At 57.6% G+C, this 12,418-nt stretch carries 15 protein-coding genes; 7 read left to right on the top strand and 8 right to left on the bottom strand.

The genetic code is table 11. From position 1 onward, the window contains the following. The first annotated feature begins 450 nt into the window (after window positions 1-450). Both NB311A_RS02020 and NB311A_RS02025 read left to right on the top strand, forming a co-directional pair. Window positions 451-882, top strand: a complete 432-nt coding sequence (locus NB311A_RS02020; RefSeq protein WP_040673779.1) for a CBS domain-containing protein — start codon at window positions 451-453, stop codon at window positions 880-882. A gap of 558 nt (window positions 883-1,440) precedes the next feature. Continuing rightward, window positions 1,441-1,671: a hypothetical protein gene (locus NB311A_RS02025; protein ID WP_009796753.1), complete on the top strand. Its 231-nt coding sequence runs from the start codon at window positions 1,441-1,443 to the stop codon at window positions 1,669-1,671. A 42-nt stretch (window positions 1,672-1,713) separates the two neighbouring features. Here NB311A_RS02025 and NB311A_RS19900 read toward each other — a convergent pair whose 3' ends face one another. Then, the gene (locus tag NB311A_RS19900; protein ID WP_009796754.1) at window positions 1,714-1,938 is read right to left on the bottom strand and encodes a hypothetical protein; all 225 of its coding nucleotides are present in this window, start codon (window positions 1,936-1,938) and stop codon (window positions 1,714-1,716) included. Window positions 1,939-2,139: 201 nt separating this feature from the next. Between NB311A_RS19900 and NB311A_RS02030 the strand changes: the two genes are divergently transcribed. From NB311A_RS02030 to NB311A_RS19910, 4 genes are all read left to right on the top strand, one after another. Continuing rightward, the gene (locus NB311A_RS02030; RefSeq protein WP_009796755.1) at window positions 2,140-2,643 is read left to right on the top strand and encodes a ferritin-like domain-containing protein; all 504 of its coding nucleotides are present in this window, start codon (window positions 2,140-2,142) and stop codon (window positions 2,641-2,643) included. A gap of 330 nt (window positions 2,644-2,973) precedes the next feature. Further along, the gene (locus tag NB311A_RS02035; protein ID WP_009796756.1) at window positions 2,974-3,171 is read left to right on the top strand and encodes a hypothetical protein; all 198 of its coding nucleotides are present in this window, start codon (window positions 2,974-2,976) and stop codon (window positions 3,169-3,171) included. 399 nt (window positions 3,172-3,570) lie between these two features. Further along, a complete protein-coding gene (locus tag NB311A_RS21700) occupies window positions 3,571-3,816 on the top strand; it encodes a VanZ family protein (RefSeq protein WP_009796758.1) in 246 nt (81 codons plus the stop codon). 70 nt (window positions 3,817-3,886) lie between these two features. Then, window positions 3,887-4,408 (top strand): thermonuclease family protein, encoded by a 522-nt coding sequence (locus NB311A_RS19910; RefSeq protein ID WP_083780353.1) that lies wholly within the window; start codon window positions 3,887-3,889, stop codon window positions 4,406-4,408. A gap of 1,408 nt (window positions 4,409-5,816) precedes the next feature. On the opposite strand, the gene NB311A_RS02045 is transcribed toward NB311A_RS19910, so the two are convergent. From NB311A_RS02045 to minC, 5 genes are all read right to left on the bottom strand, one after another. Then, complete coding sequence (locus tag NB311A_RS02045; RefSeq protein ID WP_009796760.1) at window positions 5,817-6,317, bottom strand: NUDIX domain-containing protein; 501 nt, start codon at window positions 6,315-6,317, stop codon at window positions 5,817-5,819. A gap of 299 nt (window positions 6,318-6,616) precedes the next feature. Then, window positions 6,617-6,793: a hypothetical protein gene (locus tag NB311A_RS21705; protein WP_009796762.1), complete on the bottom strand. Its 177-nt coding sequence runs from the start codon at window positions 6,791-6,793 to the stop codon at window positions 6,617-6,619. A gap of 259 nt (window positions 6,794-7,052) precedes the next feature. Beyond that, the gene (gene minE, locus NB311A_RS02050) at window positions 7,053-7,334 is read right to left on the bottom strand and encodes a cell division topological specificity factor MinE (RefSeq protein WP_009796763.1); all 282 of its coding nucleotides are present in this window, start codon (window positions 7,332-7,334) and stop codon (window positions 7,053-7,055) included. Further along, window positions 7,331-8,149: a septum site-determining protein MinD gene (gene minD / locus NB311A_RS02055; RefSeq protein WP_040673781.1), complete on the bottom strand. Its 819-nt coding sequence runs from the start codon at window positions 8,147-8,149 to the stop codon at window positions 7,331-7,333. Before minD ends, minE begins: the two co-directional genes overlap by 4 nt. 18 nt (window positions 8,150-8,167) lie before the next feature. Further along, window positions 8,168-8,863 (bottom strand): septum site-determining protein MinC, encoded by a 696-nt coding sequence (gene minC, locus NB311A_RS02060; protein ID WP_009796765.1) that lies wholly within the window; start codon window positions 8,861-8,863, stop codon window positions 8,168-8,170. Window positions 8,864-9,163: 300 nt separating this feature from the next. Between minC and NB311A_RS02065 the strand changes: the two genes are divergently transcribed. Next, on the top strand, window positions 9,164-9,511 hold the full coding sequence (locus NB311A_RS02065; protein WP_009796766.1) for a DUF6481 family protein: 348 nt from the start codon (window positions 9,164-9,166) through the stop codon (window positions 9,509-9,511). Window positions 9,512-9,693: 182 nt separating this feature from the next. Here NB311A_RS02065 and NB311A_RS02070 read toward each other — a convergent pair whose 3' ends face one another. Continuing rightward, window positions 9,694-10,713, bottom strand: coding sequence for a formylglycine-generating enzyme family protein (locus tag NB311A_RS02070; protein WP_116394699.1), 1,020 nt, complete (start codon window positions 10,711-10,713; stop codon window positions 9,694-9,696). Window positions 10,714-10,776: 63 nt separating this feature from the next. Then, the gene (locus tag NB311A_RS02075; protein ID WP_050752045.1) at window positions 10,777-12,042 is read right to left on the bottom strand and encodes a nitrate/nitrite transporter; all 1,266 of its coding nucleotides are present in this window, start codon (window positions 12,040-12,042) and stop codon (window positions 10,777-10,779) included. Window positions 12,043-12,418: the final 376 nt, after the last annotated feature.

Consider the following 12,418-nt stretch of genomic DNA (forward strand, 5'->3'; position numbering starts at 1 on the left):
TGAAAGAGAAGACTCGGCGCTCCTTGTATGGAGCAGGAGCCGAAACACGCCTCGCCGGGCTGCAGGCAACTTCTCCAGCGGGCGACGGCCGATCCCGCGTTGCCGCTGGCTAGATTCCTTCTTGATGAGACGCACCTGCTGGCACTCATGGTCGAACACGGCGAGGGGCGTGCGGGTCTAAAAGTCCCATCGTTGGCCTTTCGCCACAGCTTGCGCGGCGAAGGACCTGTCCGAAGTTGGCGTTAGACTGGAAGTCGTTCAACCGAAACCCGACCCGCTTTTGACCCAGCGGTTTCGCACCAGTTTGCCATCTCAATTCGTCGGTTCCACAGTCCAGCTGGCTGACAGCTTCTCGCGGATATGATATGCTTAAAAATAGCTCGCCCTTGGGCGCGACTGGGGGCCACAAATCGATGCGATAGGCGGCTAGGCCACACGATGGAGGAGGCTATGTCCATCGAAAGCATTCTGAGGCAGAAGGGTACCGACGTCACAACAATAGGTCCGGAAGCTAATATCAAAAGCGCGGCGGGTTGGCTCCGTGCAAAGAATATTGGCGCTCTGGTGGTGACGAGGGGCGACACAGTTCTCGGCCTCGTTTCCGAACGTGAAATCGTTGATGCATTTTCTCGCTACGGCGAGGCTGCCGGGTCGATGCGTGTGAAGGAGATCATGCCACACGGTCTGACCACCGTGTCTCCGGACGAAAGCGTCACTCGCGTGATGAGGCTGATGACGCATCATCGTGTGCGCCACTTGCCGGTGCTACGGGGCGGCAAGCTAGCCGGTATTGTCAGCATCGGCGATGTGGTCAAGTATCGACTGGAGGAGCTGGAGCTTGAGACGAACGTCCTCCGCGATGCCTACAGCGTCTCGCGTTGACGGCTCGTCTCATAGGCGTGACCGTGTTTTCTGACCGAAGCCCAAATCGCTTGGGCTGGGGATGCGTGTTCGTGCGCATCCGATGATGATCTCCACCCAAGAAGTCCATTAGTTTCCAGGGTAGCGTCCGCTTGAATCGACTGATCCACCTCCCGGCCTCCGCCCCGTTGCGGCCCAAGGGGCGGGGCGAGTAGTCACTCCGATCTCTGCCTATGTAGGAAAAGGTCATCTCGCATTCTTTTGTCGGGGGAGTCGAACGCCGCATCAGTCAAATCCGGCCGACGCACTATTCTGTCGATACAGGCGGCCACGTGCCCTTCAGGCCACGTATAGCGACCCTAAGTCAGACTTGTCAGTGAGATTGCCCTGAATGGTCGCGGTCGAAGTCGCCACACGACGGATCCACTGAGGGAAGGTCATAGAAACCTCAGGTTGGCTCGGAGCGTTGGGAAACCGAGGCGTCGCATGATTCCCACTGGCGGCTTCCGAGCGAGGCCAGGTGCCGTTCGTCTCAGCAGGAGCCATGCTTTTCATTTCTGCTTCGGGAAGGAAAATACCATGTCAAACGTCAAGGAGCTTTCTGTCGTTTTTCTTTTGGCTCTGCTTGTCGGAGTGTGGGTCTGGGCATTTTCAGCGTGGACGAGCGATATCCCCATGATCAACTGGGTCGCCTTAGGGCTTGGAGGTCTGTTCACACTCATCGTCGGAAGCGGATTGATAGGCCTGATGTTCTACAGCAGCCGGCGCGGCTACGACGACGAGGCGTTCCGCAAAAGGCGTCCGAAGTAGTGGCAATTGCCGTTGAGCCTGGAAAAAAGGAGGTCTCTCAGTTCATTCCGGCGGGGTTTTAACGCGAGAGCTTGGCGGTTTTGGCTCGCCCGATTTGATCGCTCGGTCCATTTCCACCGCGGTCTCAGCTTTCTTGAGCTTCTTGAGTATTTCGTCGCGCTGCGGGCCGGGTCCGACGAGCTCGGCGCGTTCTTGCATCGCGTGGATAAATGCTGAAAGGCGATCACCCAGCGGAAGGGACTGTTTGAAACGGCGCCGTTGTACCATAGCGCTGCTCCTTACTCTGTGCTGCCCCACTTGTCTCACCCATAATGCTAGATGCCGAATTTGGTTCATGAAACGCAGCGCATACGTTCCGTGGACCCCTTAGGAACGTTCCTTGGCAGCTGGCATTGAAGCGTCGAGGTGCGTCTGAGCCATCCCACGGCTCGTCGGTAGCCATCTTCAAGTGGTTAAGAGGTGTTCCCAATGAATAAGATCGAAGAGAACTTTATGGCGTGGCTTCACAACGCGCACGCGATGGAGGAACAAGCCGTCACTATGCTGACCAGCTTGGCAAGCCGCACTCGCGACTATCCGGAACTCAAAAGCCGGATTGAGAGCCATCTCGCTGAAACCCGCAGTCAGATTGACGCGCTGGAGGAATGTATCAAGCGCCGCGGGGGCGAGACCTCGACGTTGAAAGACGTGGCCGCAAAGATTGTAGCTTTGGGCCAAGGCATAAGCGGCATGTTTGCTGAGGACGAGATCGTCAAAGGCGCCATGGCAAGCTATACGTTCGAGCACATGGAGGCGGCGGCCTACCGCGCGTTGATCGCTGCTGCCGAAGCCGTTGGCGATACGCAAACAAAAGCGGTTTGCGAGCGCAGCTTAGAGGAAGAGCTTTCGATGGCTTCCGATCTGGAGCGCCAATTGCCGAGCTTGACGCGCCACTATCTCAGCCGTTTGGAAGGGGAGCGCGCGAGCGCTTAAGTCAGCGCCACGCGAAGCGGTTTGCGGTCGAGCTCGTCCGCTCGATTGTTTTGGACTCTTCGGAGGGCTTTCATCTGGCATGTAGTCTTCACTTACCAAGTCGGTGCAGGAAGCCCCAGGCGACGCGGGTCGAGCCTTTGTTCGCCGCCGAGGTGGAGTACCGCGACACCACCTTGCTGCGGGTCCAAGGGGACTCGCAAAAGCGTAGTACCCACAATTTATCTCGACAGGACAGGAGCCCCGGGGAACCCCATTAGTTGGAAGCGGTCGGCCATTTTTAGGCAGTCGGCGGACTGAGAGCAAGCAGAGCTTCCGCCTAAGGAGCGAAGAATGTGCCGCAAGTGCGACAATCTGCGCCGGGAGATCGCCGCCAACCGCCAGCTTTCCACGGGATTGACGGACCCGAGCAGCATTCTCCTGAGGAGGGATGATATTAAAACTCTTGAAGAGAAAATGATCAGAATGACCGCAGAGCTCCATCCTGTCGCGAAGTACAAGTCGCGCGCCAGCAACGACAAGTCAGCATGAAATCGCCCCGGCGCGATTTCTAGTCCTGGTGAAGAAGCCACATTACCTTGCGCAAAATGCGCGATCTGCTAAACCGCGTGCTCCTACGATCGAATGAAGGAATGACGATTTGCCAAAGACGAAAACGGCTGTTCGTCGCGAGTGGACGAAGGACGACGTTCGCACTCTCAAGACGCTCGCGAAGCAAAAGGCGGGCGTCACGAAGATTGCGAGGACGTTGAAACGAACGCCCGGTGCAACGGCGGCCAAGGCGCATACCATGGGTGTGTCGCTAAGCACTCAATAGTGGTACGGACACTGAAGGCAACGGCCTGGACACTCTTGCTCCTCCTGTTCGTTCTTACGGTTAGTCCGCTTGGCTGGCGTCCGACGTTGGGGCATCCAAATGCTGAGCGACTATTGGCGCTCGCCGTGCTCGGGTTTGCCTTCTCGCTTGCCTATCCCCGCCGACTGCTTGTCGTCTTAACTCTGCTTGCGGGCGCTCTTTGCTGTTTTGAATACCTGCAGCACTTCGTGAATTACAGGCACGCCACTGTGCATGATGTCGCGATCAAATTGGCAGGCGCGGTGGTGGGGGCCGGCGGTGGCATCGTCGTTTCAAAATTGGTCGGCAACATTAGATCGGATTCAAACGGCATCAATTAGACACGCCGCTTCAGTATGCCCGACGAAATTTGCCAAGCTCGTCGTCTTCCTCTTAGAAAATGGCCTAGCGATGGCACGCTTGTTCCTTGCCGCCCTCGCGTTTGTATTGGCAAGCCCTTCCTCTGCGGAAACAATCACCGGCCAAGCGTCCGTGGTGGACGGTGACACTCTTGAAATCCATGGGCACCGTATACGCCTAATAGGCGTAGATGCGCCCGAATCCGATCAACTCTGCCGTGGGGACAATAGCCTACAATATCGCTGCGGTGCGAAGGCTGCGAACGAGCTGGCTCGGTTCATTGCGGGTAGGCCGGTTAGCTGCAAAAGCGTGGACGTTGACCGATATCGCCGTGTTGTCGCTATCTGCTCTGTCGGTGGACGAGACATTGGGGAATGGATGGTTAGGGCCGGACTTGCGGTTGATTGGCCTCGATACTCAAAGGGCACTTATGCTGGTGCTCAAAAGGAAGCGGAGCGCGAAGAGCGAGGCGTTTGGGTCGGTAGCCACGTCGCGCCGTGGAACTACAGAGCTTGCAGGCGGGACGGCGGGCGACCCAAAGGATGTTCGGATGATGCGAGCGGGTTGGACTAGCATTTCCGCTTGCCGGCATAGAAGCAAGTTCGGGTCGGCCGGGAATGGTGGAACGATCCGTGTTTCCCCGGTTCACGTAGCGCCACAACATTTACCGGGCTCATCCGGATTTCGTGCAAGCGTTTCTGGGGCGTCATCAATGACCCCAGCTCGCCATGTTGTTCTCATCGTAACCTGCTCCAGGTTAGATCGACCACGAAGCCGCGAGAGCACCTTAACTGCACGTCACTTCGCAAGCGCGTGAGCAGCCGCTTGATTGCCGAGCCTCGGCAGTGTTCGATCGACAACGGCTGTTCGGAACGCTCAGCAGCCGCGTCGTCTAGGACCGAACTGACACCGTCGTATGAACGGATGTTCAGCTACTTAGGGGACATTCTGGTTCACCCGCAGGAATCGACAAGCCCGTCGGCGCGGAGATTGCTGGCGAAGTTGACGCCGCCACTCGCATAAGGGACAACTTTGGACCTCTGTGCTTCGTCTTGGAGGAGCCATATGAAAAAGCTGCACGTTTTTGCACGCGCCGTGATCGCGATCGGCCTTGCTGCGGTTTTCTGCTCGTTGGACCCGGGGCCTAGTATGGCTGCAGGTTGGGAGTTCTGTCACGCCTATAGCCAGAATGCGGCAGTGCAAATAGAAGCCAAAGATAGGTTTCGCTGTGGTGGGACCGGACCACAATGGGGAACCAATCGTCGGGAGCATTTCGACTGGTGCCGAGCAGCCGAGCAAGACAGTGCGGAACGAGAAGAAAGAAATCGCCTCGGGCGCTTGGCTGCTTGTTCAAAACAGGCCGTTTGTGCGGCATATGCTAAAACGGCAGTAGGTCTTAATCGCCAGCGCGAGAGTTTGCGATGCCACGTTGGAGGCGCGCGCTGGCACAGCAACGAGGGCAGCCATTTCGGGTGGTGCATGAGCGCTCCCCAAAATTGGATTGAGAGTGAAAGCATCAGTCGGCTCCACGAGATCAATGCGTGCGACAAGTGCGCTCGTTATGCCGAAATTTCGGTCGTTCACAACAAACTAAACCGAGACAGAGGCTGCAACTTTTCAGGCGATCCATGGAGCGACGATTGGGGAGGCCATTATCGATGGTGTGTGGGGGCGGATCAATCAGAGCTAAACCAGGAGCATAGCCATCGTAGAGGCGCTCTGAGAAGCTGCGGTATTGGCTTTCCGCCCTGAGCGCGCTCGGCTACATTCGACAAATAGGGGCGACCAGCAAAGCTGTCCTCAGCCACCCTCAGCCACCAGCACGTGTTCCATCTCACATGAAAAACCCGCCGGCGCGGCGAGTTTGCCGATCATTTGTGTCCAGCAGGTATCGAGCTGAAAGGGTGTCGCCACTGCACGCCATGCGATGCAGGATCTGACCGCTATTTTCCAGGAAACGCTGCGGACACTCGATCACTCGTCAACCCGCTGCAGTTATCTGAAGGAAGGCATTCAGCGCCAGCAGAGTTGCTGGCGTCAGCTCCGACCGCATGTCCCATATGGCGTCTGGAGGAACTTTCAAGGGCTTGCCTTCGGTAACCACTAGGGTGTCGGTCTGAACACCGTAAGAGATGAAAAACTCCCCTCTCAGGTGACCGCCGGGTCTCTCCGGATCAGCACCGTCCAAGCTGAATAGATGTTGAAAGCGTTCGGCAGGAATGTGTTGGGTGATCTCTTCGGCGATCTCTCGGACCACACACTCCAAGAATGTTTCATCGCCTTCGCGGTGTCCTCCGAAGAGGCCGACTTTTCCGGGCTGAATGATGTGAGGGACGTTATCGCGCCGCTGCAAAAGCAGATTGCCGCTAACATCGATCAGAAGGGCCGCAGCGATTTCGCGGGTATACTGATTGCTCATCAGAAACTCTAACGACAGGGCTATCGACTTCGGGCGATGGAAAAGCTCCGTAAAGCGGGCCACCGCAATATCGGAACGCGACAGGCCAAGGCTAGTGCGGCCCAATCACCAGTCGGCACGCTCGGACAATCCTCCCGCCGAGCTGGCATGAGTGCGGGGGCCCGAGTCCAACTCTCTGCGACTTCCGCCCAGAACGAATGGCGGCGGATGATAGCAAACGGTAACCGACAACAATGGATAAATCGACCCCAACCCGTACCCGCATCGCCTAATGAAAAAAGCCGATCTATCTCTGAATCTTCGAAATCTTTGATAGGCGATGCGAGCTCGAACCTCGACCCGCTACCTAAAATCGGTGTTGGTTACGTTGGTTGCGCGTCCAGCTTTTGTCTGAGTTCATCGATCAACTGCTGGTCGTCGGTCTGAACGCGAAGATATCCGTTCCAGGTAATCGGACCGCATTTGGTGTGTTCGCTCGCGATCTGATTCTTCAACGACGGGAACAACTCCCTATGGCGAGGAGGAATGAGAAGGTTCATGTCGTATCTCCACCTATGAGAATGATTCAATGTGGACTGCCGAGATGATCTCCGAGATAGCGCACAAGAGACGTCTCCGAGGAATCAATACTCACCATGGGGCGGGTAGTTTCTGGCCAGAGTATGATCACCGTTCGAAGACATTCGCCACGAACTCTTAGCGAGTAGCGGAAGAGTGGAAAATGCGGTTCAATCGCGTCCAGCCAGGCACTTCCGGCGATCTTGACGGAGTGGTTGGTCCTTTGCAGAATCGAATGGGTCAACTGGCGACGGCGATCCGTTTGTCAAAGCCGTTCGGAAGCTCGATATCGACTTCGAGGGTAGACACGGTTTCCCCTCTGTCCATTCGGACAACCACCTTTTCCGGATCCAGCGCGACGTGTCGCGAGACCACCGCAAGAATCTCCTCTCGCAAGACCCCAAGTAAGTCGGGCTGGCTACGTAACCCACGCTCGTGCGCGAGGAGAATTTGCAGCCTTTCCCGAGCAACCGGCGCGGAACCGGTGCGGCGCCGAATGAACTGCAGAAGGTTCAGGCTCATGCTGCCCTCCGTCCAAGTAGCCGGTCCATGAAACGTCGGCGCTGCTCGGTCGGCACCATCATGGCGATCGTCTCGCCGTTGAGGCGCCGCGCGGCGTCTGTGTAAGCCCGCGCCGGCAGGCTCGCAGCATCGTTCAACGTGACCGGAGAGCCGACGTTCGACGCTTTCAGGACGTCCTGGCTTTCAGGAATAATCCCCAGAAGGGGAATCGCCAGGATCTCGAGGATGTCGTCAATGCTGAGCATTTCACCGCGTGCCGCTCGGCCCGTGTCATAGCGGGTGATCAAGACATGCTTCTTCATTTGTTCGCCTGCCTCCGCTTTGACGGTCTTAGAATCAAGCATGCCGATGATTCGGTCGGCATCGCGAACAGATGAGACTTCAGGGTTGGTGACGACAATGGCTTCATCCGCGTAGCGCATCGCCAGCGTTGCACCACGTTCGATGCCCGCGGGGCTGTCGCAAATCACCCAGTCGAACTTCGTCCGCAAATCGGCGATGATGTCGCGAACGCCGTCGTCCGTCAGGGCGTCCTTATCCCGCGTCTGCGACGCAGGAAGTAACCACAGGCTCTCGAGTCGCTTGTCGCGGATGAGGGCCTGCGAGAGCTTGGCGACGCCCTGTGCTACGTTGACAAGGTCGAAGACCACACGGCGCTCCGCTCCCATGATAAGATCGAGGTTACGGAGGCCGACGTCGAAATCAACGACCACGACTTTCTCGCCGTCCCGCGCGAGCGCTGCACCAATCGCGGCCGTGGACGTGGTTTTGCCGACGCCGCCCTTGCCTGATGTCACGACCAAGACTTTGGCCATCATGGCCTCCTTTGTAGGTTAATTGAGCGGTGTTATTCGAATGACTTCGCCGTCCAGCCAAGCCTGTGCGGGTCGGCGACGCAGCGTTTCACCGATATCTTCTGCGGTCTGGTAGTAGCCGTCGATGGCAACAAGTTCCGCCTCGATTTTCTGACAATAAATCCGCGCGGCCGCATTGCCGTTAATGCCGGCCATCGCTCGTCCTCGCAGCGTCCCGTAAACGTGGATAGAGCCTCCGGCGACAATCTCCGCACCGGAGCCCACAGAGCCCAGCACAGTGATGTCGCCTTCGGCAAATACGATCCGCTGGCCCGATCGGACCGGGGTCTGGAGCAGAAGCGATGGTGTCGGCGGCCGCGGGTCCTCCACTTGCTTCGGCTCGGCCTGCTCGATTGCACAACCGCGCCCGCCGATCAGTACGGGCGGCAAGCCTGCATCCAGCCCTGTCGCTTCCACGCCTTCAAGGCCGAGAACGCGGATGCCGCGGCTCTCAAGGTTCGAGACCAGATGCGCGATACCATGGGAGCTCAGATCGACCGCGGAAAGATCGAGGACGATCGGGCGCCCGACGAAAAAGCCGGGTGAACGGGCAAGCGTCGCATCAATTTCCTCAAGCCAGTTCACGATCGGCATAAATGGCGAGAAAACAAACGCGATGTAAGACCGGCCACGGAGGCGCATCACCTGGCGCTGGGGCTCGACTTTTGAGTCCATGAATGACGGCTCTCGGGCTTGAATTGTTTAGCATTGTTTAATTTCAGATTGACCAGCGGTGGTTAATGACTGGTTAACGAGCCCGCTTTTGTTTGCGAAATGTTAAGGAACTCCAGCGGGCTGCTGGCTCGATGCGCTCAACTGGCGAGGTCATAGCAAATTCGATGCATCGATCGCCGCGGTACCCCCGTGCGCTGGCCCGAATTTCCGCTTTCTCTGCTGAAAAGGGACGCCGGACTTGCCGGTTTCTGCTATAGCCCGCACTTAATTACGGTGTGAATCCATGAACGGGGCTCATAGATGAGTGGATACAAGGAACCCAGCTTCGCTGCCCGGCAAAAGGCGGCGCTTGAGGCCCGAAAAAATAGTCTCGACAAGTTTCGCGCGCGGCCCGGTCCAGACGACCCCTCGGTAAAGCAAAGACAGGCCCAGCGCGAAGCCCAGGCAGCTGCCCGCGAGAAGACCCGGCAGTCTCGCGAGATCGAAAAGGCCGCGCGAAAAGCTCTCGAGGCGGAGGCCGCCGCGACCGCCGCAACGCGTCTCGCCCGCGAGAAGAAAGAAGCAGCGGACGCCGAGGCCGCGCTCAAAGTCGAGCGTAAGGCAGCGCGCGACGCCCGTTACGCGGCCAGAAAAGAGCGGAAGAAATAGCTCGACCAACCTTGGTCAGAGCCTTGCAACTCAAAGCCAGAAAGAAAGGAGTTTCACGGTTGAGTCTGGCGGATGGCTGCAACTAGAGTGCCGTCGGATTTCGGCGTAGACACTCTTGCTGGATGTCCTGAAGATTTAGGCGGTCAAACATGGCCACTCTGAGCTTCCGATAGGAAAAAATTCTAAGATGGGAGCGTCCGAGCAACCCGAAAACCAAGGTACCTGAGCCGGTAGTCGGAGGCGAACCAATAACGGCTCGCCGAGCGGAGGAAGGCCGGAGCGAGGAGGAAGGACCCTCCACGCACGACCCGATGATAACAGTTCCCCCCTTCGATCCAAGCAGAGCCATCCGTGGGCGCGCCGTTGTATGTGTCGTGGTAGCAATCCTCCGTCCACTCCCGGACATTGCCTACCAAATCATTGAGACCGAACCTGTTAGCCGCAAATGATCCAACAGGTGCGGTTTGTTTCGCATCCCATTGGCTGCCACAGGAGTGGCAGTTGGCGTGGTTGGTGCCGACTGCGTCTCCCCACGGATAGACCGTCTGTGTGCCAGCGCGCATGGCATACTCGTATTCGGATCCCGAGAGCAGCCGATACGACTTGCCCGTCTTCTTCGATAACCACGCGACGTAAGCTTGGGCATCGTCCCAGGAAACGTTGATCACCGGGCGACGGCCACGGCCCCAGCCTTCGTCGGAGGGCTTATAGCCGTTGCAGCCGCCTTCGGCGACGCAGGCATCCCATTCGTCGAAAGTCACCTCAAAGCGGCCAACTGCGAACGGTCGAGCAATCGTGACTCGATGTTGCGGGCCTTCTTCGGGGGAATGCCCAGGCTCGCTTTTCAGTGACCCCATCTTGAAGCTTCCGGCTGGAACCACCACCATCTCGGGGCAATTTGCACAGTCTTTAAACATCTCCTTGGTCTTCAGCACCTGCTGCTGCATCGAGGGTGGCGCTACCTCCTGAGCGGAGGCGCCCGTCACCGCGACAATGAACGCGGCGCCAAGGACGCAAAACTTAAGCAACGATGTCAGTGCTGGCAGAGCGCACCACCTGTCGACGCCGCGTGCTGGAGTTCCTGACTGCCGCCGCGTTTCATCTTCGAGGCATTTTTTTCGTTGTTCGGGTTCGAACGGCGCAGGTTCATGCGAGCAACTGAAAAAGCCAATGCGTTTCGAAAGCTCAAGGAGGGAGGACATGAAATACATCCGTCAGCAGGGGCTGTTACGAACAGAGAATTGCAAAGAGAGAAGCGATCGTCGTCACGCACCGCTTGCCGTTAGTATCTCCGCAGTCGCACTCGTTTGTTCAATGAGCGGTTTTGCATTCCTGAAGCCGATCCGCGAAAGCACGATGTAGAATGCCGCGACATTCATTAGCGCCCAGATCGCAAAGCCCAGGGTATAGTCGCCGAGAAGTTGCTTGCTGGTGGCCAGGATCAACGTCATGGCGAAGCCGCAGGCCGCGCCGGCGGCCTTGGCTAGCCCGCTGACCGCACCGACATGGACAAAGTACATCGGGATCAACTTGATGACCGCCGCTGCGGCGGCGCCGGACAGCAGCGCAAGCCCATACATGGCAAACAGCTGGACGGGTAACGAGATTTGCACGGCCATGAGCACGGCCAGAACGACCATTAGCCCGAACAGCCAGCTCAAAATTCTGAATGGATCCGAACGGTCCGCCAACCAGCCGCCCAGCGGCCGGGTGGCCGCGACACAGACCACCAAGGGGGGAGTATATACCATGGAAGCCCGGATGGCATCCACATGCCAGCGGTCAAGCAGATAGATCGACATCGCCGACGCGAAGAAGGTAAGGGTGCCAAACGAGACCCAGTAAAGGTAGGTCACCAGCCACACCACCACACCTGAACGGTAGACGGCGAAGATTTCACGCAGGGAGGTCTTTTTGAGCTTCCTGTTCGGCGGATCCGACGTGAAGAACCAGTAGACCAGAGCCATCAAAAGGGTAACACCGGCGAAGATTGGGAATATCATGCGCCAGCCATCGGGGCCACTCAGAACGCGGGTAATCAGGAAAGTGACGGTCACCATGCCGACGGTGATTCCGACATTGCCCATACCGAAGATACCGAGCGCTGTACCCTGCTTGGATTTGGGGTACCACGACGATACATGAGCGTTGCCGACAACGAAGCTCGCACCTCCCAGTCCGAGAAGGGTCCCGACCAGAAGGAAGGCGTAATAGCCGCGGGCAAAGTATCCAACAAGAAGAGGAAGGGTGAGAGTCAGAAGCAGGAGGGTGAAAACGCCCCGGCCGCCGAACTTGTCGGTCAAGATGCCAAGCGGAATGCTGACCGCAGCGGCGAAAAAAGGCTCCATCGCCGTCAGAACCAGCACCTGAGTCGCGCTGAAATCGTACCATTTGATTAGAAAAGGGGCGAGCGCGGCAAACATCCCCCACACCGCAAACCCCAGTGCAAATGCCAGGGATGAAATCCACAAAACCCTGGAGTTGCCCGAGGGTTCAACCTTCACATCAGTTACGAGAGCCGGATTTTCCACGACATCTCCTACTAGAGATCACGCTACACCAACTTCAAGCTCCGCTTCCGATCGCGCGGTAAAGTGCGAGTCGCAGACGAGTCTTCCGGTAAGAATATCTCTTGGTGATCTCAGGTTCATCAATTTTCTAGGCCAACAATCGACGATCACGCCTATTAGTTCCGCGCGCTGCTCGATCTCAGCCAGCCGCCGTTTGTCCATCTCGCGAGGCTACGAATGTCAGCGATTAAGGAGATTAAACAATCCCGGGGGGATAACGGTGCGGGGCTCACGTGAGGAGCTGGGAATGCGAAGGCCATGACCTCCATTCGGAGCAGGAAGGGCTTATTTCTGGCAGGTATCGCATATTCGTCTGACCGAACTCGGGGGCGAAACT

This window comes from Nitrobacter sp. Nb-311A, from assembly GCF_000152905.1.
Lineage (GTDB): Bacteria > Pseudomonadota > Alphaproteobacteria > Rhizobiales > Xanthobacteraceae > Nitrobacter.

Coding starts and splice junctions, on each gene's coding strand:
- NB311A_RS02020 (WP_040673779.1), top strand. CDS start 451: ATGTCCATCGAAAGCATTCTGAGGCAGAAGGGTACCGACGTCACAACA.
- NB311A_RS02025 (WP_009796753.1), top strand. CDS start 1,441: ATGTCAAACGTCAAGGAGCTTTCTGTCGTTTTTCTTTTGGCTCTGCTT.
- NB311A_RS19900 (WP_009796754.1), bottom strand. CDS start 1,938: ATGGTACAACGGCGCCGTTTCAAACAGTCCCTTCCGCTGGGTGATCGC.
- NB311A_RS02030 (WP_009796755.1), top strand. CDS start 2,140: ATGAATAAGATCGAAGAGAACTTTATGGCGTGGCTTCACAACGCGCAC.
- NB311A_RS02035 (WP_009796756.1), top strand. CDS start 2,974: ATGTGCCGCAAGTGCGACAATCTGCGCCGGGAGATCGCCGCCAACCGC.
- NB311A_RS19910 (WP_083780353.1), top strand. CDS start 3,887: ATGGCACGCTTGTTCCTTGCCGCCCTCGCGTTTGTATTGGCAAGCCCT.
- NB311A_RS21705 (WP_009796762.1), bottom strand. CDS start 6,793: ATGAACCTTCTCATTCCTCCTCGCCATAGGGAGTTGTTCCCGTCGTTG.
- minE (WP_009796763.1), bottom strand. CDS start 7,334: ATGAGCCTGAACCTTCTGCAGTTCATTCGGCGCCGCACCGGTTCCGCG.
- minD (WP_040673781.1), bottom strand. CDS start 8,149: ATGGCCAAAGTCTTGGTCGTGACATCAGGCAAGGGCGGCGTCGGCAAA.
- minC (WP_009796765.1), bottom strand. CDS start 8,863: ATGGACTCAAAAGTCGAGCCCCAGCGCCAGGTGATGCGCCTCCGTGGC.
- NB311A_RS02065 (WP_009796766.1), top strand. CDS start 9,164: ATGAGTGGATACAAGGAACCCAGCTTCGCTGCCCGGCAAAAGGCGGCG.
- NB311A_RS02070 (WP_116394699.1), bottom strand. CDS start 10,713: ATGTCCTCCCTCCTTGAGCTTTCGAAACGCATTGGCTTTTTCAGTTGC.